Genomic DNA, 22,733 nt, shown 5'->3' with positions numbered 1-22,733 from the left:
TATGGAAGAAAAAATTTTAATTATTGATGATAACAAAATGCTTACAAAGCTTTTAGCAAAAAAAGTAGAAAACACTTTGGGTTTAAAAGTAGATGTTGCTTTTGATATGAATAGTGCTAAAGAATTAGTGAAAAATGATTATTTTATGGCTTTTGTAGATCTTTGTTTGCCAGATGCTCCCAATGGAGAAGTGGTGGATGTGGTTTTAGAAAAAAATATTCCTGCTATAGTACTTACAGGAAGTAGTGATGGGCAAACGCGTAAGAAATTTATGGAAAAAGATATTATAGGTTATATTCAAAAAGAAAGCGAAAGCTGTATTGATGAAATGCTAAGTTCCATTAGAATGCTTCAAAAAAACAATAAAACTAAGATAATTTTAGCAATCGCTAATGTAACTTTACGCGCAGAAATGAAAAAAAATCTTAATAATCAACTTTTTAATGTTTTAGCAGCAGCACATGGAGAAGAAGCGTTAAGTTATCTTAGTGATAATCCTGATACAAAATTGGTAATTTGTGATGCAACTATGCCTGTAATTAATGGAGAAGATTTGCTTGTAGAAATTCGCTCAAAATACTCTAAGATAGAACTTGGTGTGATCATGGTTGGAGATAAAGATGATGCGCTAGAGGCAAGAGCTTTTAGAAAGGGCGTAAATGACTATGTGATTAGACCTTTCCAAAAAGAATCACTTAATTGTAGAGTGAATAATTGCTTAGATTATATGCAAAAATGTGTTTTACTTGATGAGTATAGTTTGGGTAAAGATTTGCTAACAGGACTTGATGATTATGCAAATTTTGAAAAAAGATTTTTAGATTATTTAGAAGATATGCAAGAAAGTGAAGAATTAGCTTTAGCATTAATTGATATAGACAATCTTGCAACAATTAACTATGAACTAAGTTATGATTGTGGTGATGGAGTGATTAAACACACAGCTAAAAAAATCAAAGATCAAATTCGCGGTATGGATTTGGCAACTAGAATTGAAGATGGTAAATTTTACGTACTTTTAAAAAATACAGATAATAAAGAAGCATTGAAAGCTTTTTCAAATATAAGAGTAAATATTGCCAAAGAAAGTGTTTTAATAGCTTTAGATGAGGTTGATTATAGTATTTCTGTAGGAGTTGCTTTTGGAGGTAAAACAAGCCAAATACAAGATTTGCTTGATAATGCTCAAAAGGCACTAGATTTAGCTAAGGCTAATGGTAAAAATAGGGTAGAGGTATGTTTTTAGATTGTGATTTTAGCGAAAAAATCATAGATACACATTGTCATCTAGATAATCAAGCTTATTTTGGATGTTTGGATGAGATGTTAAATCATGCCTTTGCTAATGGAGTAGATAAAATCATCATACCTGGAGCAGATATAAAAGATTTGCCAAGAGCAAGAGAGATTGCACATGATTATGAAAATGTGTATTTTTCTTGTGGGGTACATCCTTATGATATAGATGATTTTGATTTGGATGTTTTAAAAGAATTTATAAATGATAAAAAATGCATTGCAGTGGGTGAGTGCGGGCTTGATTATTATCGTTTAAGGGCTGATGAGGATGAAATAAAAGCAAAGCAAAAAGAAGTTTTTATAGCTCAAATTCAGCTAGCTATTGAATATAAAAAGCCTTTGATTGTTCATGTGCGTGAAGCTAATGAAGATAGTTTTAATATTTTAAAAACATATGCAAAAGATTTACAAGGTGGTGTTTTGCATTGTTTTAATGCTAGTGAGCTTTTACTTCAGCTAGCAGATGATGGTTTTTATTTTGGTATAGGTGGGGTTTTAACTTTTAAAAATGCAAAAAAACTAGTAGAAGTTTTACCTAAAATTCCAAAAGATAAACTAGTTTTAGAAACAGATGGACCTTATTTAACTCCAGAGCCGCATCGTGGCAAGGTAAATGATCCTATTTTGACCCATTTTGTAGCTCAAAAAATGGCTGAGCTTTTAAATTTATCTAAAAATGAAATAATAAAACTTACTAATTCTAACGCTAATCGTTTGTTTTTCCAAGGTTTATGATGAAAAAAAGCTTTTTATTTTTTATTTTAGTGTTATTATGTTTAAATGCTAAAGCCTTGCAATTTACTCCAGAGCACTATACTCAACAAGCACAAATTTTAAGAAATTTAGATATAGAAGCAAGCTATCTTAGTGATATGATTTTTTTAGAATTTAAAGAATCTTCCATGGATATGCATTCTAAAACTTTAGTAGATACGATGAGGGAATTTTACAAAATCACTCCAATTATCCGTAAAATCTTAGAAAAAGAAAATATCCCTCAAGAATTTTTATACTTAGCAATTGTAGAATCTGGTTTAAAAATTCATTCTATCTCAAGAACTAAAGCAGTAGGCGTTTGGCAATTTATGAAACCAACAGCACAAACTTTGGGTTTAAGGATAGATCCTTATGTAGATGAGAGAAAAGATTTGGTAAAATCAACTTATGCAGCTATTACTTATTTAAAGCAATTAAAAGAGCAGTTTGGAAAATGGTATTTGGCTATTTTAGCTTATAATTGTGGTGATGGTAAATTACGTCAAGCTATAAAAAAAGCAAAAAGTGATGATTTAAGGGTTTTGCTTGATCCTGATAAAAAATACTTGCCATTAGAAACTAGAATTTTTATTAGAAAAATTCTTACTATGGCATTTTTGGCTAATAATAATGATTTTTTAATTTCTCAAGATAGTGCTTTGCTTAATTATGCCCTATCAAGTGAAGTTAAAAAAATCTCAGTTCCACCAAGTGTTTCTTTAAGAGAGCTTGCCAAAGTAGCTAAAATGTCTTATAAAGAATTTAAGCGTTATAATCCACATTTTAATTATAACTTTACTCCACCTGATAAAAAAGATTATTACATGTACATTCCTTTAAGCAAAAGTGTGGCGGTAGAAAAGGCGTTGGAGAATGTAAAATTAGCTAAGGTGGATACAACCATTCCGCATACAAAAATTTATATAGTAAAAGAGGGTGATAGTCTTTATACTATTGCAAGAAAACACAAAATAAGTGTTGAAAGCATTAAAGAATATAATAAAATCAAAGGAAATTTAATCAATATCAATCAAAAACTTGTGTTAAAAATTAAGGAGAATAATAATGCAAAAATCAAAACAACTCAAAAAATATCAAAAAATTCTCATACAAAAGTCGTTAGTCGTTAGTTGTGTAGGAGTTTTGTTTAGTGCTTGTAGTATGGTGCCTATTAGCACACCTACTGTGTATTATCCAGAGAGGGATTTTAAAAGTGTAAAGCACAATAACACTAGTTTAAAAGGTACCATGAAGCCTTACACTATTAATGGTAAAACTTATTATCCAACTGTAGTAGAAGTAGGTGAGACTGCTGATGGTATAGCTAGTTGGTATGGACCGGGCTTCCATGGTAAAAAAACTTCCAATGGTGAAACTTATGATCAACACGCATATACTGCAGCTCATAAAACTTTGCCTATGAATACCATAGTAAAAGTAACTAATTTAAAAAATCACCGTCAAACTACTGTTAGGATTAACGATAGAGGACCTTTTGTAGCAGGTAGGATTATAGATTTATCTAATATGGCTGCAAGAGATATAGATATGATTCAATCTGGAACAGCTCCTGTAAGACTTGAAGTGATTGGCTTTGGAACAAGTGCAAGTTCGGGTTCAGTTCATACTAATTCTAATTTAGGCAGCAGTGGAGAGATTGCTGATAGTGGTCATATTTTCCAAGGTGGATCTTTTATGGTGCAAATTGGAGCATTTAGAAATAAAAGTGGTGCAGAGCTAATAGCAAGTAGATACAAAAATTATAATTCTTATACTTCAACTATACAAACAAGTGCTAAAGATGGCTTGCATAGAGTATTTTTAAAAGGGTTTAGAAGTGAGCAAGAAGCAAGAGATTTTGTTGATAGTGGATCTTTCCCAGGTGCGTTTATAGTAAGAGAGTAAGATTATGATAGAACTTATTTTTTTAGATGTAGATGGTTGTCTAACAGATGGTAAAATCATCTATACACAAAACTATGGTGAGATTAAAGAATTTAATGTAAAAGATGGTGCGTCGATTGAAGCTTGGCAAAAGCTTGGTAAAAAAGTTGCTATCATTACAGGTAGGACTAGCGAGTGTGTGTATTTTAGAGCTAGGGATTTAAAAATTGATTTAGTCTATCAAGGTATTAGTGATAAACTAGCTTGCGCTAAAGAAATTTTAGAAAAATTAAATTTAGATTTTTCTCAATGTGCTGCTATTGGGGATTATTATAATGATATGAGCTTGCTTGAAGCAGTTGGATATAGCTTCAAGCCAAAAGATGCACACAAGGCTTTAAAAACTGATAAAGTTTTAAATAGAAAAGGTGGCAATGGAGCAGTGAGTGAGATGATTGAAATTTTAATTGAACATAATAATATGCAAGCTCAATGGGATAAACTTTGGCGATAAAAATTTTTGCTATATTGATGAGTTTATTTGCCTTTGTTATGGTGATTTTAAGTACCCAAGATCCATATTTATTTGCCATAAAACCACAAAAGGTAGATGTGGCAAATATGCAAGCTTTTGATGTGCTTGATTATGAGTTAAATGCTAGTGTAATTAAGGCTACATATCAGGCAAGTCGTTGGGTAAAATATCAAGACAAAGATATTTTTGATGATTTTAAAGTTCAAGCGCTTGATTATAATTTAAGTTCAGATTTATTAGTAAGAAATGAAGAAAAATCTATTTTAGAAGGCAATGTAAGTTATTTTGATCATAATCAAACTTCTATTTTTACCCAAAAAGCAACTTATGATATGAAAAATAAAATTTTATTTTCTAATGATAATTTTAAAGCATATATAGGTTTAAATGAAGTTTTTGGGGATAATTTTTTATATGATGTGAATCAAAAAGAATTAAAAATTCAAGGAATAAAAGCATGGTTTTTAGAGCAGTAATTTTTTTGTGTTTGTTAAATTTGTTCGCATTTAGTGCACAAAAAATAGAAGTTTACGCTAAGGATTTTTACTTAGATGAAAAAAATGAAACAAGTGTATTAAACGGTGATGTAGAAGTTAAAAAAGGCAATGATGTTTTAAATTCGCAAAAATTAGTTATTTATATGAAAAACAAACAACCCATCAAGTATATAGCTACTAAAGATGCTAAATTTAAAATCATGATGAAAGATAAAACTTATCATGGAAGCGGTGATGAATTTATTTATAATGTAGCTAAGGATACATATGAGATTAATGGTAATGCAAAAATTACAGAAATGCAAACTAAAAAAGAACTCATAGGGGATAAAATCATAGTAGATAGAAAAAATATGACTTATAGAGTAGTGAGTAAAGATAAAAAACCTGCCAAATTTGTATTTGAAGTAAAAGAATGATATTAAATGCTAAATTTTTAATTTCTGCTTCTAAAATAGACGAAGCGCCACAACCTATATATACTGAAATCGCCTTTTTAGGACGTTCTAATGTGGGTAAAAGTTCTTTGATTAATACACTATGCAAAAATAAAAATTTAGCGAAAAGCTCTTCAACTCCAGGTAAAACACAACTTATTAATTTTTTTGAAGTTGATTGCAAAAAAGATGAGGATAAATTTAAACTAATATTTATTGATTTACCTGGTTTTGGTTATGCTAAAGTGAGCAAAAAAACTAAGGCTATTTGGAATAAAAATTTAGATGAGTTTTTAAAAGAGCGCAGTTCTATCAAGCTTTTTATTCATCTGATAGATTCAAGGCATGATAATTTAGATATTGATACAAATTTGGATTTGTATTTAGATTCTTTTATTAGAGCAGATCAAAAAAAAATAACAGTTTTTACAAAGGCAGATAAGCTCAATCAAAGTCAAAAAGCAAAAATTTTAAATGCAAATAAAAATGCTATTTTGGTGTCAAATTTGAAAAAAAGTGGTATTGATAAATTAGAACAAAAAATCATTTTAGAGAGCTTGGGTTTTAATGAGGAGTAGAAATTTAGTAAAAAATAGATTTGATTTTTCTTATTTATTTTTTTATCTATCTTTGATTTTTTATCAAGTATTAAGCTCTGTGTATTACTGGATGCCTCCTTTATTTGGGGTATTTTTTTGTTATATGATAGTGCTTTTAAAAGAAAAAGAAAGAACCCTTAATAAACTTGATTTTAGATGGTATTTTTCTTTGTTTTATCTTTTATTAATTGATGTTATTCATGGATTTTATCTTTTTAGCTCTTGGATAGCTTTTTTTATTTTTTATCATTTTTTTGTGGATTGGTTTAAAAGCAAATTAAAACTAGGGCATTATTTGCTCGTTATATTCACTTTTTGTGCTTATATTTTCATCTATCTTTTTGATGTGTTTTTAGCATATTTAGATAATAATGAAATTTTAAAATTTGGTATTGAGTATTTATGGTTTTTTACTGTTGAAGCTTTGATTTCTTTTATTATTTTTAAAGGAAAAATCTAATTATGCGTATGCGTTTAGTAATGGGCTTTATAGCTTGCTTTTTTATGCTTTTACTAGCTAGAGTATATTATATAAGTATAAAATCTAATGTTTATTATGAAGAAATAGCCAAGCAAAATGCTATTAAAACGCAGTTTTTAGCACCTGTAAGAGGACAAATTTTAGATATAAAGGGTAGACCTTTAGCAGTAAATAAATTAGGTTTTTCGATCTCTATAAAACCATATTTGTATATAAAAAAGAAAAATAGAAATCTTTTAGAGCAAGAATTACAAGCTATAGTAGGAGCTTTTCCTGATTTAAATGCCACTAAACTCAAAAGAGTTTATATGAAAGCTGATTCTTATTATAATCAAGATTATATAGAAGTGGTTCCATTTATAGAATATAATGCGATGATTAAACATTTTACTAAGCTAAATTTGCGTGAAAATATGCAAGTTAAATCTACCACTCAAAGATTTTATCCTTATGATGCTTTAGCTAGCCATGTTATAGGTTATGTTGGAAAAGCAAATCTAAATGATATGAATGAAAATGAAATTGCAAGATTGACTAGCTATGTAGGGCGTAGTGGCATAGAGCGTTCTTATAATGATATTTTACAAGGTCAAAAGGGTGAAAAGGTTAGCAAGGTAAATGCATTAAATAAAGAAATAGAAGAACTTTCTTATAAAAAACCTACTTCAAGCAATATCACTTTAAGCATAGATCTTGACTTGCAAGAATACTTAGCCAGTATTTTTGAAAATTTAGCAGGTGCAGCTATAGTAATGGATGTAAAAAGCGGAGCTATTTTGGCAGCGGGTAGTTTTCCTGAGTATAATCTTAATCCATTTGTTACGGGTATTAGCCAAGAAGAATGGGATAAACTTTCTAATGATTTAAACCATCCTTTTACTAATAAGCTTATTAACGGTCTTTATCCTCCAGGTTCAGTTATAAAAATGGGTACAGCTTTGGCCTTTTTAGATAGTGGAAAAGTAAGTGAAAATCATAAATATTTGTGTGATTCTAACTTTGAGCTTGGTGGTAGAAAATTTAGATGTTGGAAGGCTATAGGTCATGGTTATGTAGATATGACAGATGCTATTAGGGAAAGTTGTGATGTGTATTTTTATAAAGGTGCTTTAGAAGTTGGTATTGATACTATTAGTTCTGTTTTCGAAAGGATAGGTTTTGGTGCAAAAACAGGAGTGGATTTGCCTAATGAATTTATAGGAACAGTACCTAATAGAATATGGAAAAAAGAAAAATACAACCAACCATGGTATCAAGGTGAAACTTTAAATACAAGCATAGGACAAGGTGATTTTCTTGCTACTCCTATGCAAGTGGCTAAATTTACAGCTATGATTGCTACGGCTAAAAATATCACACCGCATTTTTTACATAGCGTTGATGATAATGTTACTAAGATAAATTTTGATAATAATGAAAGTGTTTTTACGACTTTTGAACTATCAAAACTTCCACTTTTAAGGCGTGCTATGTATGAAGTTGCTAATGAAGACGGTGGAACTACGGCAAGATTTTTAAGAAATTCACCTATTACCATAGCAGCCAAAACAGGAACAGCTCAAGTAGTTGGAATTTCTCAAAGTGAAAAAAAGCGTATTAAAGAAGAGGATTTAGAATATTTTTTAAGATCTCATGCTTGGATTACTTCTTATGCGCCTTATGAAAAACCACAATATGTAGTAGTGGTTTTAATAGAACACGGAAAAAGCGGTAGTAGTACAGGAGGGCCTATACTGGCTAAAATTTATCAAAAACTTATAGATTTAGGCTATATTGATAAAAAATATATCAAGAAAAAGACTAAATAATTAGCATTCCATCACCATATGAGTAAAAACGATAGTTATTTTTTATAGCTTCATGGTAAAGCTCTAAGGTTTTTTCTCTACCTATAAATGCTGCTACAAGCATAATTAAAGTTGATTTTGGTAAGTGAAAATTAGTAAGTAAATAATCAAGTCTTTGCGGGGTATTTTGTGGGTGTAAAAACAAATCACAAAAACCTTCTTTTAATTTTTTTCTATGATAGTACTCTACACAACGAGTAACAGTAGTACCAACGCCTAGTATTTTCTTAGAAGAATCAATCAAAGCACAAGTTTCATCATCAATATGAAAAAATTCTGAATGCATTTTATGATCACGTATATCTTCACATTCTACACCTTTAAAAGTTCCTGCGCCAACGTGTAGTGTAATAGTATGGATATTATGATTTTTTTTAAGTTCATCGATCATCGCTTCATCAAAGTGTAAGCTTGCAGTAGGTGCAGCAACTGCGCCTTGATTTTTAGCAAAAATGCTTTGATAGTTAATGCTATCTTGTGCTTCATCTGCTCTTTTAATATAAGGTGGTAAAGGGATATGGCCTATTTTTTCTAAAATTTCAAAAACTTCATGATGATGAAGTTCTTTTTCATCATTAAAAAACTTTACTTCTCTTGTGCCATCATCATGTAATTTTTTGATTTTAGCTTTTAAAGAATTTTCAAAATATAAAATTTGCCCTTCTTTAACCTTACCCCGAATTTGCACTAAAAATTCATTATTTTTTAAAGGATGGTTAATGAAAAGTTCTATTTTACTACCACTTTCTTTGTTTCCATAAATTCTTGCTTTGATGACTTTGGTATCATTAAAGATGATTTCACAAGGTGGTAAAATTTTAGCTAAATCCTTAAAATGCAAATGTGAAATTTGATCTTTACATCTTTCATATACTAAAAGCTTGGCATTTTCTTTGGGCAAAATAGGAAAATTTGCTATAAGTTCATTGGGTAAATCATAATCATAACTAGAAAGCAAAAGATCTTTATCAATCATTTTCATCATCTTCTTTTTGACTAGGATTAACTTTTTTAGCTATGTAAATAGAAATTCCATAAAGTCCACACAAAGGTACAGCCATTAAAAATTGCGATATAACATCAGGTGGTGTCATCATAGCTGAGAAAACAAAAATCACTAAAACAGAAACTCTAAAATGTTTTTTCAAAAAAGTATCATCAATAAGTCCAAGTTTAGCAAAGAAAAAGGTTATTACAGGCATTTCAAAAGCTAAACCAAAAGCAATTACTAATTTAGTAAAAAAGCCTACATATAAACCTATGCTAATTAAAGGCTTAAAATCTTGGGTTTGCACCCCAAAATCAATCAAAAATTTAAAAGCCAAAGGTATAACTATATAATAACAAAACAAAGCACCAAGTGCAAACATAATACTAGCAAAGCTTACAAAAGGCACTACTAATCTTTTTTCATTATCATAAAGTCCAGGTGCTACAAATTTCCAAAACTGCCAAAAAATAACTGGCAAAGAAATCAAAAAAGCTGTAAAAAACGAAACCTTCATCGCAGTAAACAAAGGCTCTTGTAACTCAACAAAGGTCATTTGTCTTGAAATTTCAGGTAAGGCCGCTTCAACAGGCGCTTTTAGTATATCTATGATATAGTTATTAAAACTAAAACATACAAAAAACATCACAACAACACAAGCAACACTTATAAATAATCTTTTTCTAAGTTCTACTAAATGCGGTTTTAATTCTTCAAACATTCTTAGCTTTCCATTTTCTGAGTATTTTTTTCATCTTTTTGAATTTTTTCTTCAAGATTAGAAAGTTCTTGTATATCTTTTTCTAAATCATTAATTTCACTTTTTAATTCTTTGGTATTATTTAAAATATCTTCTTTGAGTTGATCAAATTCTTCAAAACTTAGTTTTTTTCTGATATTTTCATTAGTTTGTGAAAATTCATCTTTGTATTTTTGTGCTTCATCTTTTAATTCTGCTATTTTTAGTTCTTTATTAATACTTGCTTTTGCTTCATCGATATTACTTTTAATGGCTTTTAAAATTTTTGCAATTTCGACTATAGTTGAAGGTAATTTTTCAGGCCCAAGCACTAAAATAGCTACAACTAAAATAACTAAAATTTCACCAAAACTCATTATTTTATCTTCTTTCATTTGAATATATGGTTTACATTTTACATAAAAATACTTAAAAATATTATTACTTTTATCATATTAATATATAAAGATATCTTGATATATTAATATATTTTTGTTATATTGAATTAAAAATAAAAAAGGAAAAGCATGGAGAAATTAGTTTTTATTTTAAAAGATTTTCTTATTTTATTTATAGAAATATCTGTTTTGTTTATTTTGGTTAGTATGCTTATTGCTTATTTAAATGAGCGCTATGCCAAATTTTTTAATGAGCATTTAAAGAAAGATTCTTTTACAAGCTATATAAAAGCCATACTTTTGGGTTGTTTAACTCCATTTTGCTCATGTTCAAGTATACCGCTTTTAAACGCATTTTTAAAAGCTAAAGTCCCACTTGGGGTATGCATAGCTTATTTAATCACCTCGCCTTTAATTAATCCTATTATAGTAGTGATGTTTATGGTGAGTTTTGGCTTAAAAATATCTTTATTTTATGTGGGGTTTTTATTTTGTGTGATTTTATTTATTGCTTTTTGTGTTTCTAAAATAAACACTCAAGGATTTTTTAATGAAGACTTTTTAAAAAATGATTTAGAGCAAAAGTCATGTTGTTCTAACAATACTTTTCAAAGCTCATGTTGTCAAAAACCTAGCTTGGTTTTTGCTAAAAATTCTAAAACAAGTAAAATTTTAAATTTTAAAAACAAAGCTAAAGAAAGTAAAATCAAAATATTATTTTCACAAAGCTTTAAAGAGTATAAAAAAATTTTACCTTATATTGTTATAGGTATGGCTATAGGGGCTGTTATACATGGTGCTTTTCCACAAGATTTTTTCCAAAATTATATGAAAGATTATGGAGTTTTGGGCGTATTTATAGCAGCTTTTATAGGAGTTTTACTTTATATGAATTGTACAGCTATGATACCTGTAGCACTAGCTTTAACTACCAGTGGAATTCCACTTGGTATAATGATGAGTTTTTTAATAGCAGGAGCAGGGTGTTCTTTGCCTGAGCTTATTTTGCTTAAAAGAATTTTCAAAACAAGCTTTTTGATTTTATTTGCAAGTATGATTGTTGCTATTGCAATTAGTTTTGGTCTTTTAATGTTTTTTATATAAGGATTTTTATGCAAGAGTTTTTAAAAATAACAAGTGCGGTTAATGATGAAAGCAGGATTTTGATCCTAGCTTTCTTACAACAATACGGAAAGCTTTGTGTGTGTGATTTGCAAAGCTCTTTAAATATGAGTCAATCAAGGCTTTCAAGACATTTAAAAATTTTAAAAGAAGCTAATTTTTTAGAAGTAGATAGACAAGGTGTTTGGGCGTATTATGGAGTAAAAGAAAATTTAAATAATTTTTGTAATGATATATTAAAAAACATCAATGAACTTTCCATAAAGCTTCCTGAGCTTAAAAGGTTTTCTTGTGAATGTAAAGCTTAAGTGCTAATATACAAAGCTAGTTCATCGCTTAAAAGGTAGTTAGTATTATAAAAAATTCCATTTTTATAAACTAGCTTTCCTTTTTTACTAAGAAACATCGCTTTTTCTTTTTCTAAAGGTTCTAGCTTTGTTTCATCCACTCCTATAATACTTCTAAGTCCTAAGAAAATATGCTCTAAGCGTAAATCTTTTGAATTTAAATTTTCAATCTCTCTAAAACAAGGATTTGCTATATAATCTTTTAAACTTTTTTTAGTATAAAATCTTTGATTTTTTAAAAATCCCACCGCACTTAAACCACAGCCTATATAGTCTTTTCCTTGCCAGTAGGCAAGATTGTGTTTGCAAATTTGTCCAAAATTACTGATTTCATATTGTTTATAGCCAAGATTTTCGATAGCTTTGATAAAATATTTTGCAAGTCGTGGCGCATTTTTTTTAAAATGAAATTTTTTAGCAAATCTTGTCTTTTCTTCTATGGTTAGATTATAAGCGCTCACATGGTTAATATCAAGCAGAGTAAGTTTGGAAATTTCATAATCAAGCATTTTTTTATCATCAAGTTTTGTATCGTAAATTAAGTCTAGATTGATATTATTAAATCCTGCTTTTTTTGCATTTTCTATACTAGTAAAAATACTTTTTTGATCATGAATACGCCCAAGAAATTGTAATTTTTTTTCATGAAAACTTTGCACTCCAAAAGAAATACGATTAAAACCTAAATTTTTTATCTCTTTAAGCCAAGAAAAATTACTCGAGTTGGGGTTTGCTTCTATACTAATTTCACTATCTTTTTGTAAATAACTTTGTATAAAAATAAATATTTTTTCATAAAAACTAGCATCCATTAAACTAGGCGTTCCACCACCTATAAAAACAGTCTTTATGGAATTTTTATCAAGTTTGAAAAAATTTAGTTGATATTTTATATCTTGCGTTAAAGCATTTAAATAATCTTTTTCAAAGTCCTTTTTCTTAAGTGAAGTAAAAGAACAATAAAAACACTTGCTTTCACAAAATGGTATATGTATGTATAAATGCATAAAACTTCTTTAAAATGTGATTATAAATTCGTATTTTTTTGTTAGAATTATATTATTAAAAAGTCAAGGATAAGAAAATCATGGAAAAAGAAAAAAAATATAGGCCAAATGTAGCCGCTGTTGTACTATCATCAGCTTATCCTTTTGAATGTAAAATTTTACTTGCTAAACGCAATGATATGGAAGATATATGGCAATTTCCTCAAGGTGGTATAGATGAGGAAGAAGAAGTTAAAAGTGCATTATTTAGAGAGTTAAAAGAAGAAATAGGCACAGATGAGGTTGAAATTTTAGCTGAATATCCTGAGTGGATTAATTATGATTTTCCAACTAAGGTCGCACAAAAAATGTATCCTTATGATGGTCAAAGCCAAAAATATTTTTTAGTTAGATTAAAAAATAAAGCTATTATTAATCTAAACACTAAAAATCCTGAATTTGATGCTTATAAATTTGCTTCATTAGAAGATGTTTATGATATGATTAACCATTTTAAAAAACCTATATATGTTAGGGTTTTAAAATATTTTAAAGAAAGGGGGTATATTTAATGCTGGTCGTACAAAAATATGGGGGAACAAGTGTAGGAACGCTTGAGCGTATTGATGAAGTTGCTAAAAGAGTGGCAAAAAGTAAAAAAACTTGCGATAAGTTAGTTGTAGTAGTTTCAGCGATGAGTGGGGTTACTAACGAGCTTATCGATTTTGCTCACCATTTTAGTAAAAATCCTTCAGGTCGTGAGATGGATATGCTTTTAAGTAGTGGCGAACGCGTGACTTCATCTTTACTTGCTATTGCATTAAATGAAATGGGTTTAAAAGCTACTGCATTTTCCGGACGCAATGCAGGAATTATCACAGATGATGTTTATACTAAAGCAAGAATAGAACACATTGATACTACAAATATTAACAAAGCCTTAGATGAGGGATATATCGTAGTAGTTGCTGGCTTTCAAGGTATTGACAAAATGGGTAATGTTACTACTTTGGGTCGTGGTGGAAGTGACTTAAGTGCGGTAGCACTAGCGGGAGCTTTAAATGCTGATTTATGTGAAATTTATACTGATGTAGATGGGGTATATACTACCGATCCTAGAATTGAGCCAAAGGCTAAAAAGCTAGATAAAATTTCTTATGAAGAAATGCTAGAGCTTGCAAGTTTAGGAGCTAAGGTTTTACAAAATCGCTCTGTAGAACTTGCTAAAAAATTAAATGTAAAATTAGTTACTAGAAGTAGTTTTAATGAAAATGAAGGGACGATCATTACTAAGGAGGAAAATATGGAACAAGCTTTGGTTAGTGGTATAGCACTAGATAAAAACCAAGCAAGGGTTACTTTAAGAAATATCGATGATAAGCCAGGCATTGCCGCTGAAATTTTTGGGACTTTAGCAAATGAAAATATCAATGTAGATATGATTATCCAAAATGTAGGTTTAGATGGAGCTACAAATTTAGGTTTTACTGTGCCTGAAAATGAGCTTGATTTAGCAACTAATGCTATGAAAAAAGTTTTAGGTGCTAATGCTAATATAGAAACAGATAGTGCTGTGGTAAAAGTTTCAGTTGTGGGTGTGGGTATGAAATCGCATTCTGGAGTAGCTTCGGCAGCTTTTAAAGCATTGGCAAATGAAAATATCAACATACAAATGATTTCTACAAGTGAAATTAAAATTTCAGTTATCGTGCATGAAAAATACGGTGAATTAGCTGTAAGAGTATTGCATGAAGTTTATAAACTAGATATATAAATGAGCAATAGTTTTTTAAAATTTACTCTAGAGCAAATCCGAGAAAATGGTACTTATACAAGTTGGTTGGAAGAAAGGCGTCTTGAATGGTCGCCTTTGATTGCTTCTAAGTTAGCTTTGCTTTTGCAAGGTTATACTTTTATTGTGATTACTGATGATCAAAGAACGTGGTTTGAAGAGTATTTTTTAGGTCAAATCAATGCTAGTTCCACAAGACCTTTGGTGCCTTTTGTGTCTTTAAAAGGAATTTATAATAAAGCTTGTAATACCCAAGAAGATATAGATTTGTTAAATGATCTTTTAAGTATTTCTTTTCCTAATGGTTATGCCTTTTTTTATATAGGAACTAATACAGGTTTTAAATTTAAAATCGCTAATTCTAAAGCAGAAAGTATGCTTTGGCTTTTTGATGAGCAGTTGCAAAATAGCTTTTATCTTTCCTCACGTGATAAGGAATTAGACTATAAACTCATTTCTTTATATAAAGTATTTGAGCAAAGCTTAGAGGCTGTGCTTTTTTCTAAGGTAGAAATTTGAATCTAAGAAATAAAATCATTATCCATAATGATTTTGAGCTAATGCAAGAAAAGCTCACAGAAGAATATGGAGCAAAAAATCTTAAATTTTTCATACCCAAAAATCCTGACTTAGAATTAAGACTAAATGACTTAACTTATGACAAAAACGGCCAAGCAACCGCAAAAGCTATTATGAATGAAAGTTATATAGCTGAAGCACAAGCTAAAATCATTGTTATACTAGCTAAGTCTTTTCGTGAAGAAGCGCAAAATTTTTTGCTAAAACTTTTTGAAGAGCCACCAAAAAATGTATATTTTATCATCGTAGCTCCTTCAAAAAATGTTTTTTTACCTACTATACTTTCAAGATTTATCATAGAAAAACATAAAATTCAAAAAGAAAAGATGTCTTTAAATTTAGATCTTAAAAAAATGGATCTAGCTCAAATTGCTTCATTATTAAAACAATATGAAAATATAGACAAGCATGAGTGTTTAGAGTTAATTAGCACTTTAAGTCATGAATGTTTTAAACAAGATATAAAATTAAACGATGAAGAAATTGAATTTTTTTACAAAGCTTATGAATTAGCTAAATTAAATGCAAAGCCAACTATTTTGCTAAGCACCATAGCTTTAATTTTACACGAGAGAAAAAATGAAAATCATTAAAATCAATCCTAACACAGACTTTAAGCAAATTTCTAAATATATAAAGCCACATAAAGCAGGCGAGAAAATTATGAGTGAAAAAACTCAAATTCATTTTTTTCTTATTAAAGAGTTAAGAGCACCTGCTGCAAACATACTCAAACAAGATGCGCTAAGAGTTGGAGCTGAGCTTGTAACACATAAAGAAGTTATATTAGGCAAAGAACATACTAATGCCTTGCTTATGGTAACGCAAGATCAAGCCAAAAAGCTTATAGAAAAAGAAAAATTACAAGATTTTAAGCTTAAAAATTTAGCATTATTTTTAAAGTCTAATTTTAACAAACCAAAATATGCAAAAATTATGGGTGTGATTAATGTTAATGAAGATAGTTTTAATGCTCAAAGTAGGGTTAAAGAAAATGAAGTTTTAGAAAAAATCGAACTCATGATTTCTCAAGGGGCTGATTATATAGATATAGGCGGGGTTTCTTCAAGACCTGGTAGTGTGTATTGCGGGAAAGAAGAAGAGTTTAAGCGTTTAAAAAATACCTTAGATTTAATCTATAAAGAAAAACTTTATGAAAAATGTATTTTTAGCTTAGATAGCTTTGATGAGTATTGTTTAGAATATGCTTTAAATAAAGGCTTTAAGCTTATTAATGATATTACTGGGTTTAAAAATGAAAATTTAGCTAAATTAGCTTTAAAATACAAAGCCACTTATACACTCATGCATATACAAAATACCCCACAAAATATGCAAGATAACCCGCATTATGAAGATGTATTAGCCGAGCTTGATGATTTTTTTGCGCAAAAGCTAGAGAGGCTAAGTGAGCTTGGTTTAGAAGATGTGATTTTAGATGTTGGTATTGGTTTTGGTAAAAGTCCTTGGCATAATATGATGTTAATCAAGCATTTAGAGCATTTTTTACGCTTTGAAAAAGAACTTTTAATCGGAGCTAGTAGAAAAAGTATGATAAATGCTTATTTTAGCTCAAGTGTTGAGCAAAGACTAGCGGGTACGCTTTATTTGCATTTAGAGGCTTTTAAAAATGGAGCAAGTATTATAAGAGTGCATGATGTATATGAACATAAACAAATGTTTGAACTTGCAAAAGCTATGGATGAACTTTCTTTGGAGTAATGATGACTTATCAAGAGTATTTAGAAAAGGTAAAATTAGTAAAAGAATGGATGAGGGCTTATTATGAAGATGACGAGCCTTTAGCAAGCGATGAAGAATACGATAAACTTATAAGAGAGTTAAAAGCATTTGAAACGCTTCATCAAGAAAAGATTTCTAAAGACTCTCCTACGCAAAATATCGCCCCAACTATACAAAGTGAATTTCACAAACTTGCACATAGTGCAAAAATGTGGTCTATGGAAGATGTTTTTGATGAAGCTGAGCTTAGAGCTTGGGCAAAAAGAGCTAAATGTGAGTTTGATTTTTTCATAGAACCTAAATTTGATGGAGCAAGTTTAAATCTTACTTATGAAAATGGTATTTTAATCAGTGGTGCTACAAGAGGCGATGGGGAAGTAGGCGAGGATATTACTTTAAATGTTAAAGAGATATCCAATATACCTCAAAAAATTCCTTATAAAAACAAGATAGAAATTCGTGGCGAAGTAGTGATTTTAAAAGAAGATTTTGAAAAAATCAATGAAAAAAGAGCTAAAGATGGCTTAAGTTTATTTGCAAACCCACGTAATGCAGCAAGTGGCTCTTTAAGACAGCTTGATACAAGCATTACAAAAGAAAGAAATTTAAAATTTTATCCTTGGGGAGTGGGGGAGAATTCTTTAGAGTTTAAGAAACACTCTGAAGTGATGGAGTTTGTAAGAAGTCTTGGCTTTTTAAAAGATGATTTTGTTTTTTGTGTGAAAACTTTAGATGAGGTTTTAGAAAAATACCACGAGCTTTTAGAAAAAAGAGATCAAAAGCCTATGATGATGGATGGTATGGTTGTAAGGGTAGATGATTTAGCTCATTGTAAGCTTTTGGGTTACACAGTGAAATTTCCAAAATTTATGGTTGCGTTTAAATTTCCTGCTTTGGAAAAAACCACAACCTTACTCGGGGTTAATTTACAAGTTGGAAGAAGTGGTGTGATTACCCCTGTGGCGGTTTTAGAGCCTGTAAATTTAGACGGGGTTATCGTAAAGTCTGCAACCTTGCATAATTTTGATGAGATAGCTAGACTTGGAGTGATGATAGGCGATAGTGTAAGTGTGATAAGAAGTGGCGATGTTATACCTAAAATCACTAAAGTTTTTACCCAAAGGCGTGATGGTTTAGAAAGTAAGATCACTAAACCAACTCTTTGTCCTGAGTGTTTTAGTGAGCTTTTAGATGAGGGTGCTTTTTTAAAATGTCAAAACCTAGACTGCAAAGCAAGACTTGTAAATTCTATCATACATTTTGTATCTAAAAAGTGTTTAAATATAGATGGCCTTGGAGAAAATATCGTCGAACTTTTATTTAAAGAAGGAAAAATCACTAACATAGAAAGCATATTTTTCTTAAAATATAGTGATTTTGAAGGCTTAGAAGGCTTTAAAGAGAAAAAAATCAACAATCTTCTAAGCGCTATTGAAAATGCAAAAAAATGCCCTTTATCAAGGTTTATCACTGCTTTGGGTATAGAGCATATCGGAGAAGTAGCAGCTAAAAAACTAGCTCAATCTTTTGGCTTTGAATGGTTTATACAAAGCTATGAAGCTTATGCAAATTTAGAAGGCTTTGGCGAGCAAATGGCTAAAAGCTTAGAAGAATTTACCCATGTCAATGCAAATCGCATTAAGCATTTTTATGAAATTTTGCATTTAGAGGATGAGAAAAAAGAGCTTATTATAAATGAAAATATTTCTAATAAAACCTTTGTTATCACAGGAACTTTAAGCAAATCACGCGATCATTTTAAAGAGCTAATCGAAAGCTTTGGAGCAAAGGTAAGCTCAAGTGTGTCTAAAAAAACGGACTTTGTATTATACGGAAGCGAAGCAGGCTCAAAGCTTGAAAAGGCTCAAAGTTTAGGAGTCAAGTGCATCAATGAGGCTGAGTTTAATGCTCTTTTAGGCGGTGATGATGAGGTTTGATGTCTTTGTAAGTGCAAAGTTAAACATTTCTCGTAATAAAGCTTGCGAGCTTATAGAAAACAAGCAAATTTTACTCAATGATGAATTTAAAAAAACCTCTTTTAAAATCACATCTCAAAGCCCCTTAGAAGATGAGAGTTTAAAACTAACGCTTTTAGAAGAGCTTTTTGTAAGTAGGGCTGCTTTTAAACTCAAGCGTTTTTTACAAGAGCATACATTTACTATCAAAGATAAAATTTGTTTAGATATAGGCTCATCGACTGGAGGTTTTGTACAAATTTTACATCAAAACAAGGCTAAACATATCACAGCTTTGGATGTAGGTTCTAATCAACTTCATGAAAGCTTAAGAAATTTAGAAAATATCCAAATTTGTGAAAACACTGATTTGCGTGAGTTTAAAAGTGAAATTTTATATGATGTTATCACTTGTGATGTGAGTTTTATATCTTTAACACATTTAATTTTTCATATAGATAAACTTGCTAAAGATCTTATCATCTTGCTTTTTAAGCCTCAATTTGAAGTAGGTAAAAATGCTAAGCGTGATAAAAACGGAGTAGTAAAAGATATAAAAGCTATTAAAACTGCTAAAGAAAGCTTTGAAAAAGCCTGTGCAAAGCTTGGTTGGATTTTACAAGTAAGTCAAGAGTCACACTTAAAAGGAAAAGAAGGTAATGTTGAGTTTTTCTACGCCTATAGAAAAAACTAAAATCACGAGCTTAGCCATAGGGCGTTTTGATGGTATGCATTTGGGGCATTATGAGCTTTTTAAGCATTTAGATGAAAATGGAGCTTTGTTTATCATCACTAAAGAGGAAAAAGAAGCCTTAACACCTAAGGATTTTAGAGTAAATTTGGTTGATTTTCCTTTGATTTTTTGTGATTTTGAAAAAATCAAAGATTATAAAGGCGAGGATTTTTTAAAGCTTTTAAAGCAAGAATTTCCCAAACTAGAAAAAATCATCGTAGGTTATGATTTTAAATTTGGCAAAGAAAGAAAATGTAGCGCCAAAGATATACAAATCCTTTGTGGTATAAACACCATCATCGTAGATGAGTTTAAAATTCAAAACAAAAGTGTTCATACAAGTATGATTAAAACCTTACTTAAAGAAGCAAAAGTTAAAGAAGTTAAAAATTTCCTAGGTAGGTTTTATACTATACAAGCAAATATCATCAAAGGGCAAGGCATAGGCGCTAAAGAGCTTTTTGCAACTTTAAATTTATACGCAAAAGACTTCTTTTTACCCAAAGAAGGTGTATATGCGACTTTGGTAAAGATTGAAAATAAAAGCTATCATAGTGTAAGTTTTATAGGTATAAGATCTACTGATGAAAATTTTGCTTTAGAAACGCATATTTTAGATGAAAATTTCACAAACACAAAAGCAATTTCAGTGGAGTTAAGCTTTATTGACTATATAAGAGCTAATGAGAAATTCAATGATTTAGCCTTATTAAAAACACAAATTAGTAAAGATATTAACAAAGCAAAAGAAATTTTAGGAAAATTAAATGAAAGATGAAATTTTTAAAAAACCCTTAGAAAAACAATTTGAATTTGATAAAAGTGTAGCAAGTGTTTTTGATGATATGGTGTCAAGGTCCGTGCCTTTTTATACGCAAAATTTAAAACTCATAGTCGAACTCATAGATCATTTTACACCGCAAAATGCAAGAATTTGTGATCTTGGTTGTTCTACGGCTAGTTTATTGCTTGCACTTTATGAAAAAAGAAAAGATTTTCTTTTAAGTGGGGTTGATGAGGCTAATGCTATGCTAGAGATTGCTAAAAGTAAATGTCAAGCCTTTGGAGCTAGGGTGGATTTTTATCAAAAAAATTTAGATGACTTTGAGTTTTTTAAAAATGATGTTTTTATAGCTACTTATACTTTGCAGTTTATCCGCCCACCCAAAAGACAAGAGTTAGTTGATAAAATCTATCAAAACCTAAATGAAAATGGTATATTTGTGCTTAGCGAAAAAATTCTTTATGAAGATGTCAAAATAGCTAAAAAAATGATACAAATTTATGAGCAGTATAAACTAGAGCAAGGTTATAGTAAGCTAGAAATTTCAAGCAAACGAGAAGCTTTGGAAAATGTTCTCATACCTTATACTCAAAATGAAAACATAACCATGCTTAAAAAAGCAGGATTTTCTAAAGTAGAAAGTGTTTTTAAATGGGTAAATTTTGAAACATTCATAGCTTTTAAGTGAGTATTATTAGCTATATATTCACTTTATTGCTATGTTTAAACTTTTTATAAACAACTTTAATATATAATTCCAAACTTCAAAATATTATTAATTTCTAAAGGAGTTTTAATGTTAAATTTCACGGGGGGGGGGAATTGAGAATTCTCAATCAATCATATCCTCTTTAAAAACATCAAACAATATTTCTTTTACTAAGAAAACCTTCTTATCTTTAGCAACTATATCTTTTTTAGCAACTTGTGCTAATGCTAGTATAACAACTATAGGTGATAAAGCTTCTAATGGTAGTATTACTATCACTAAAGCTAAAAGCACTACAAACAATAACAACAAACAAGTAAAAAATTCTAAAAGTATTAGTGGTGGTGGATGTAGCAGTAGTACAGATTGTACTATAAATAGTGAACAAACAAGTACCGTTACTATAAGTGGTGCAGACGGTGGTACTTTAACTATTGATAAGGGCGGTAGTGTTATTCCTAATAGCGGCCATGCTGTGGAAATTAAAAGTAATGCCACTAATGTAACTATTAATAATGCAGGTACTATTAAAGGTAATGGTGGTGGAAGACATGGTATAGAAATATGGGGTAGCTCTACTGTAGATAAAATTACTAATACGGGAACAATCGATAGTGGTAGTGGTTCAGGACTTAGCGTAACTAATAATAGTACTTTAAAAAATTTAGAAAATAGTGGAATTATTAAAGGTAATGATAAAGGTATTAAAGTTGATAACGGTGCTACTATAGAAAAAATAATAAATAATGGGCTAATTTTTGGTAATACAGCAGGAATTTATTTATCTGGTGAAAATAAAATAAATACAATTAGTAATAGTGGAACTATATTATCTAATAATGGAAATGTAAATTGGGGAGCAGGTGGAATAGTAATACAAGGAAAAGATGACAAAACAAACATAGAGAATTTAATTAATGATGGAGCAATTATCAATAAGACCGGTGCTTTTAACTCGGGTGGAATTGCTTTATTTTCTGGAAATATAAAAACTTTTATTAATAATGGTGATATTATTTCTAATTCTGAAGGTATATTTATAAGTGTACATACTCCTGTTAATAAACCCTCTAAAATAGAATTTATTAATAACAAAAAAAATATTATTGCTACAAATAATGGTATTTGGATAGAAAAATCTGGTGGGAATATAGGAAGTGTTGAAACCATAAATAATGAGGGTGTTATTTTAGGAAAGAAAAATTCTGGAATATTAATAGATCCTGACCAACACATCAAAGACTACATCAAACTAGATGGCTCTGATGCTCTTATAGCAGGTGGCACAATAGGTATATACAATAAAGGAACCATAGGTGTAAATAATAACAACGGAAGTCTTGTAAATAATGGCACTGGCAATGTAATCGACTTGCAAAATGGTGCCACCATAGCAGCATTAACTTTTAGTGAAGATGGAAGTACTTACACTTATAATCAAGAAGGCACAGCCATACTTAATGAAGGTAATATACAAGGAAATATCAACCTTGATGGTGGCTCTAAAATCATAGGGCTTCTTT

At 29.9% G+C, this 22,733-nt stretch carries 27 protein-coding genes; 22 read left to right on the top strand and 5 right to left on the bottom strand.

What is annotated here, in order from left to right:
* Window position 1 precedes the first annotated feature (1 nt).
* The 10 genes from L8U00_RS06015 to mrdA are packed head-to-tail and all read left to right on the top strand — an operon-like array spanning window position 2 to window position 8,296.
* Window positions 2-1,246 carry a diguanylate cyclase gene (locus L8U00_RS06015; protein ID WP_263708874.1) on the top strand — a complete coding sequence of 415 codons (1,245 nt, stop codon included), beginning with the start codon at window positions 2-4 and terminating at the stop codon, window positions 1,244-1,246.
* Entirely contained in the window at window positions 1,237-2,034 is a 798-nt protein-coding gene (locus tag L8U00_RS06010) for a TatD family hydrolase (protein ID WP_263708873.1), read from the top strand. The genes L8U00_RS06015 and L8U00_RS06010 overlap by 10 nt, the downstream gene beginning before the upstream one ends.
* A complete protein-coding gene (locus tag L8U00_RS06005; RefSeq protein ID WP_263708872.1) occupies window positions 2,034-3,185 on the top strand; it encodes a lytic transglycosylase domain-containing protein in 1,152 nt (383 codons plus the stop codon). Before L8U00_RS06010 ends, L8U00_RS06005 begins: the two co-directional genes overlap by 1 nt.
* Entirely contained in the window at window positions 3,121-3,960 is an 840-nt protein-coding gene (locus L8U00_RS06000; protein WP_263708871.1) for a septal ring lytic transglycosylase RlpA family protein, read from the top strand. The genes L8U00_RS06005 and L8U00_RS06000 overlap by 65 nt, the downstream gene beginning before the upstream one ends.
* Window positions 3,961-3,964: 4 nt before the next feature.
* Window positions 3,965-4,453: an HAD hydrolase family protein gene (locus L8U00_RS05995; protein ID WP_263708870.1), complete on the top strand. Its 489-nt coding sequence runs from the start codon at window positions 3,965-3,967 to the stop codon at window positions 4,451-4,453.
* Window positions 4,444-4,950 (top strand): hypothetical protein, encoded by a 507-nt coding sequence (locus L8U00_RS05990; protein WP_039628246.1) that lies wholly within the window; start codon window positions 4,444-4,446, stop codon window positions 4,948-4,950. Before L8U00_RS05995 ends, L8U00_RS05990 begins: the two co-directional genes overlap by 10 nt.
* Entirely contained in the window at window positions 4,932-5,390 is a 459-nt protein-coding gene (gene lptA / locus L8U00_RS05985) for a lipopolysaccharide transport periplasmic protein LptA (RefSeq protein ID WP_263708869.1), read from the top strand. Before L8U00_RS05990 ends, lptA begins: the two co-directional genes overlap by 19 nt.
* Window positions 5,387-5,986 carry a ribosome biogenesis GTP-binding protein YihA/YsxC gene (yihA, locus tag L8U00_RS05980; protein WP_263708868.1) on the top strand — a complete coding sequence of 200 codons (600 nt, stop codon included), beginning with the start codon at window positions 5,387-5,389 and terminating at the stop codon, window positions 5,984-5,986. Before lptA ends, yihA begins: the two co-directional genes overlap by 4 nt.
* The gene (locus L8U00_RS05975; RefSeq protein WP_039628249.1) at window positions 5,976-6,467 is read left to right on the top strand and encodes a hypothetical protein; all 492 of its coding nucleotides are present in this window, start codon (window positions 5,976-5,978) and stop codon (window positions 6,465-6,467) included. Before yihA ends, L8U00_RS05975 begins: the two co-directional genes overlap by 11 nt.
* Window positions 6,468-6,469: 2 nt before the next feature.
* Complete coding sequence (gene mrdA, locus L8U00_RS05970; RefSeq protein WP_263708867.1) at window positions 6,470-8,296, top strand: penicillin-binding protein 2; 1,827 nt, start codon at window positions 6,470-6,472, stop codon at window positions 8,294-8,296.
* On the opposite strand, the gene queA is transcribed toward mrdA, so the two are convergent.
* From queA to tatB, 3 genes are read right to left on the bottom strand one after another with little or no spacing between them, the layout of a single operon-like run.
* Window positions 8,289-9,317 (bottom strand): tRNA preQ1(34) S-adenosylmethionine ribosyltransferase-isomerase QueA, encoded by a 1,029-nt coding sequence (gene queA / locus L8U00_RS05965; protein ID WP_263708866.1) that lies wholly within the window; start codon window positions 9,315-9,317, stop codon window positions 8,289-8,291. The genes mrdA and queA overlap by 8 nt on opposite strands.
* Complete coding sequence (tatC, locus tag L8U00_RS05960) at window positions 9,304-10,044, bottom strand: twin-arginine translocase subunit TatC (protein WP_039628251.1); 741 nt, start codon at window positions 10,042-10,044, stop codon at window positions 9,304-9,306. The genes queA and tatC overlap by 14 nt, the downstream gene beginning before the upstream one ends.
* Before the next feature lie 2 nt (window positions 10,045-10,046).
* Window positions 10,047-10,439 (bottom strand): Sec-independent protein translocase protein TatB, encoded by a 393-nt coding sequence (tatB, locus tag L8U00_RS05955; protein ID WP_039618091.1) that lies wholly within the window; start codon window positions 10,437-10,439, stop codon window positions 10,047-10,049.
* 150 nt (window positions 10,440-10,589) lie between these two features.
* Between tatB and L8U00_RS05950 the strand changes: the two genes are divergently transcribed.
* Window positions 10,590-11,564 carry a permease gene (locus L8U00_RS05950; protein WP_263664130.1) on the top strand — a complete coding sequence of 325 codons (975 nt, stop codon included), beginning with the start codon at window positions 10,590-10,592 and terminating at the stop codon, window positions 11,562-11,564.
* 8 nt (window positions 11,565-11,572) lie between these two features.
* Window positions 11,573-11,890 carry an ArsR/SmtB family transcription factor gene (locus tag L8U00_RS05945; RefSeq protein WP_263708865.1) on the top strand — a complete coding sequence of 106 codons (318 nt, stop codon included), beginning with the start codon at window positions 11,573-11,575 and terminating at the stop codon, window positions 11,888-11,890.
* Here L8U00_RS05945 and hemW read toward each other — a convergent pair.
* Window positions 11,887-12,936, bottom strand: coding sequence for a radical SAM family heme chaperone HemW (gene hemW / locus L8U00_RS05940; protein ID WP_263708864.1), 1,050 nt, complete (start codon window positions 12,934-12,936; stop codon window positions 11,887-11,889). The genes L8U00_RS05945 and hemW overlap by 4 nt on opposite strands.
* Before the next feature lie 80 nt (window positions 12,937-13,016).
* On the opposite strand from hemW, the gene L8U00_RS05935 reads away from it, so the two are divergent.
* From L8U00_RS05935 to cmoA, 9 genes are read left to right on the top strand one after another with little or no spacing between them, the layout of a single operon-like run.
* The gene (locus L8U00_RS05935) at window positions 13,017-13,487 is read left to right on the top strand and encodes an RNA pyrophosphohydrolase (RefSeq protein ID WP_263708863.1); all 471 of its coding nucleotides are present in this window, start codon (window positions 13,017-13,019) and stop codon (window positions 13,485-13,487) included.
* Complete coding sequence (locus L8U00_RS05930; protein ID WP_263664134.1) at window positions 13,487-14,689, top strand: aspartate kinase; 1,203 nt, start codon at window positions 13,487-13,489, stop codon at window positions 14,687-14,689. The genes L8U00_RS05935 and L8U00_RS05930 overlap by 1 nt, the downstream gene beginning before the upstream one ends.
* Complete coding sequence (locus tag L8U00_RS05925) at window positions 14,690-15,226, top strand: HobA family DNA replication regulator (protein ID WP_263708862.1); 537 nt, start codon at window positions 14,690-14,692, stop codon at window positions 15,224-15,226. It begins immediately after the preceding gene.
* Between the two features lie 41 nt (window positions 15,227-15,267).
* Complete coding sequence (locus tag L8U00_RS05920; RefSeq protein WP_263708903.1) at window positions 15,268-15,879, top strand: DNA polymerase III subunit delta'; 612 nt, start codon at window positions 15,268-15,270, stop codon at window positions 15,877-15,879.
* Window positions 15,866-17,008, top strand: coding sequence for a dihydropteroate synthase (gene folP / locus L8U00_RS05915; protein ID WP_263708861.1), 1,143 nt, complete (start codon window positions 15,866-15,868; stop codon window positions 17,006-17,008). Before L8U00_RS05920 ends, folP begins: the two co-directional genes overlap by 14 nt.
* Window positions 17,009-17,010: 2 nt before the next feature.
* A complete protein-coding gene (gene ligA, locus L8U00_RS05910; protein WP_263708902.1) occupies window positions 17,011-18,966 on the top strand; it encodes an NAD-dependent DNA ligase LigA in 1,956 nt (651 codons plus the stop codon).
* Window positions 18,956-19,678, top strand: a complete 723-nt coding sequence (locus L8U00_RS05905) for a TlyA family RNA methyltransferase (RefSeq protein ID WP_263708901.1) — start codon at window positions 18,956-18,958, stop codon at window positions 19,676-19,678. The genes ligA and L8U00_RS05905 overlap by 11 nt, the downstream gene beginning before the upstream one ends.
* The gene (locus L8U00_RS05900; protein WP_263708860.1) at window positions 19,644-20,495 is read left to right on the top strand and encodes a bifunctional riboflavin kinase/FAD synthetase; all 852 of its coding nucleotides are present in this window, start codon (window positions 19,644-19,646) and stop codon (window positions 20,493-20,495) included. Before L8U00_RS05905 ends, L8U00_RS05900 begins: the two co-directional genes overlap by 35 nt.
* Window positions 20,485-21,189, top strand: a complete 705-nt coding sequence (gene cmoA / locus L8U00_RS05895; RefSeq protein WP_263708859.1) for a carboxy-S-adenosyl-L-methionine synthase CmoA — start codon at window positions 20,485-20,487, stop codon at window positions 21,187-21,189. The genes L8U00_RS05900 and cmoA overlap by 11 nt, the downstream gene beginning before the upstream one ends.
* A gap of 144 nt (window positions 21,190-21,333) precedes the next feature.
* Here the strand turns inward: cmoA and L8U00_RS05890 are convergent, their stop codons facing one another.
* The gene (locus L8U00_RS05890; RefSeq protein ID WP_263708858.1) at window positions 21,334-21,522 is read right to left on the bottom strand and encodes a hypothetical protein; all 189 of its coding nucleotides are present in this window, start codon (window positions 21,520-21,522) and stop codon (window positions 21,334-21,336) included.
* Between the two features lie 163 nt (window positions 21,523-21,685).
* On the opposite strand from L8U00_RS05890, the gene L8U00_RS05885 reads away from it, so the two are divergent.
* On the top strand, window positions 21,686-22,733 hold a 1,048-nt coding region (locus L8U00_RS05885; protein ID WP_263708857.1), incomplete at its 3' end, for a hypothetical protein.

The organism is Campylobacter sp. IFREMER_LSEM_CL2256, assembly GCF_025771645.1.
In the GTDB taxonomy this organism is placed as follows: domain Bacteria; phylum Campylobacterota; class Campylobacteria; order Campylobacterales; family Campylobacteraceae; genus Campylobacter_D.
The sequence above is the reverse complement of the archived record's forward strand: the minus strand, read 5'-3'. Positions and strand labels throughout refer to the sequence as shown.

What these genes read in the sequence shown, in the direction of transcription:
- L8U00_RS05975 (WP_039628249.1), top strand. Translation starts at nt 5,976, where the DNA reads ATGAGGAGTAGAAATTTAGTAAAAAATAGATTTGATTTTTCTTATTTA.
- L8U00_RS06000 (WP_263708871.1), top strand. Translation starts at nt 3,121, where the DNA reads ATGCAAAAATCAAAACAACTCAAAAAATATCAAAAAATTCTCATACAA.
- tatB (WP_039618091.1), bottom strand. Translation starts at nt 10,439, where the DNA reads ATGAGTTTTGGTGAAATTTTAGTTATTTTAGTTGTAGCTATTTTAGTG.
- L8U00_RS05900 (WP_263708860.1), top strand. Translation starts at nt 19,644, where the DNA reads ATGTTGAGTTTTTCTACGCCTATAGAAAAAACTAAAATCACGAGCTTA.
- L8U00_RS05930 (WP_263664134.1), top strand. Translation starts at nt 13,487, where the DNA reads ATGCTGGTCGTACAAAAATATGGGGGAACAAGTGTAGGAACGCTTGAG.
- folP (WP_263708861.1), top strand. Translation starts at nt 15,866, where the DNA reads ATGAAAATCATTAAAATCAATCCTAACACAGACTTTAAGCAAATTTCT.
- hemW (WP_263708864.1), bottom strand. Translation starts at nt 12,936, where the DNA reads ATGCATTTATACATACATATACCATTTTGTGAAAGCAAGTGTTTTTAT.
- queA (WP_263708866.1), bottom strand. Translation starts at nt 9,317, where the DNA reads ATGAAAATGATTGATAAAGATCTTTTGCTTTCTAGTTATGATTATGAT.
- L8U00_RS05945 (WP_263708865.1), top strand. Translation starts at nt 11,573, where the DNA reads ATGCAAGAGTTTTTAAAAATAACAAGTGCGGTTAATGATGAAAGCAGG.
- ligA (WP_263708902.1), top strand. Translation starts at nt 17,011, where the DNA reads ATGACTTATCAAGAGTATTTAGAAAAGGTAAAATTAGTAAAAGAATGG.
- tatC (WP_039628251.1), bottom strand. Translation starts at nt 10,044, where the DNA reads ATGTTTGAAGAATTAAAACCGCATTTAGTAGAACTTAGAAAAAGATTA.
- L8U00_RS05950 (WP_263664130.1), top strand. Translation starts at nt 10,590, where the DNA reads ATGGAGAAATTAGTTTTTATTTTAAAAGATTTTCTTATTTTATTTATA.
- L8U00_RS06015 (WP_263708874.1), top strand. Translation starts at nt 2, where the DNA reads ATGGAAGAAAAAATTTTAATTATTGATGATAACAAAATGCTTACAAAG.
- L8U00_RS05995 (WP_263708870.1), top strand. Translation starts at nt 3,965, where the DNA reads ATGATAGAACTTATTTTTTTAGATGTAGATGGTTGTCTAACAGATGGT.
- L8U00_RS06010 (WP_263708873.1), top strand. Translation starts at nt 1,237, where the DNA reads ATGTTTTTAGATTGTGATTTTAGCGAAAAAATCATAGATACACATTGT.
- cmoA (WP_263708859.1), top strand. Translation starts at nt 20,485, where the DNA reads ATGAAAGATGAAATTTTTAAAAAACCCTTAGAAAAACAATTTGAATTT.
- L8U00_RS05920 (WP_263708903.1), top strand. Translation starts at nt 15,268, where the DNA reads ATGCAAGAAAAGCTCACAGAAGAATATGGAGCAAAAAATCTTAAATTT.
- L8U00_RS05935 (WP_263708863.1), top strand. Translation starts at nt 13,017, where the DNA reads ATGGAAAAAGAAAAAAAATATAGGCCAAATGTAGCCGCTGTTGTACTA.
- mrdA (WP_263708867.1), top strand. Translation starts at nt 6,470, where the DNA reads ATGCGTATGCGTTTAGTAATGGGCTTTATAGCTTGCTTTTTTATGCTT.
- L8U00_RS05925 (WP_263708862.1), top strand. Translation starts at nt 14,690, where the DNA reads ATGAGCAATAGTTTTTTAAAATTTACTCTAGAGCAAATCCGAGAAAAT.
- L8U00_RS06005 (WP_263708872.1), top strand. Translation starts at nt 2,034, where the DNA reads ATGAAAAAAAGCTTTTTATTTTTTATTTTAGTGTTATTATGTTTAAAT.
- L8U00_RS05905 (WP_263708901.1), top strand. Translation starts at nt 18,956, where the DNA reads ATGAGGTTTGATGTCTTTGTAAGTGCAAAGTTAAACATTTCTCGTAAT.
- yihA (WP_263708868.1), top strand. Translation starts at nt 5,387, where the DNA reads ATGATATTAAATGCTAAATTTTTAATTTCTGCTTCTAAAATAGACGAA.
- lptA (WP_263708869.1), top strand. Translation starts at nt 4,932, where the DNA reads ATGGTTTTTAGAGCAGTAATTTTTTTGTGTTTGTTAAATTTGTTCGCA.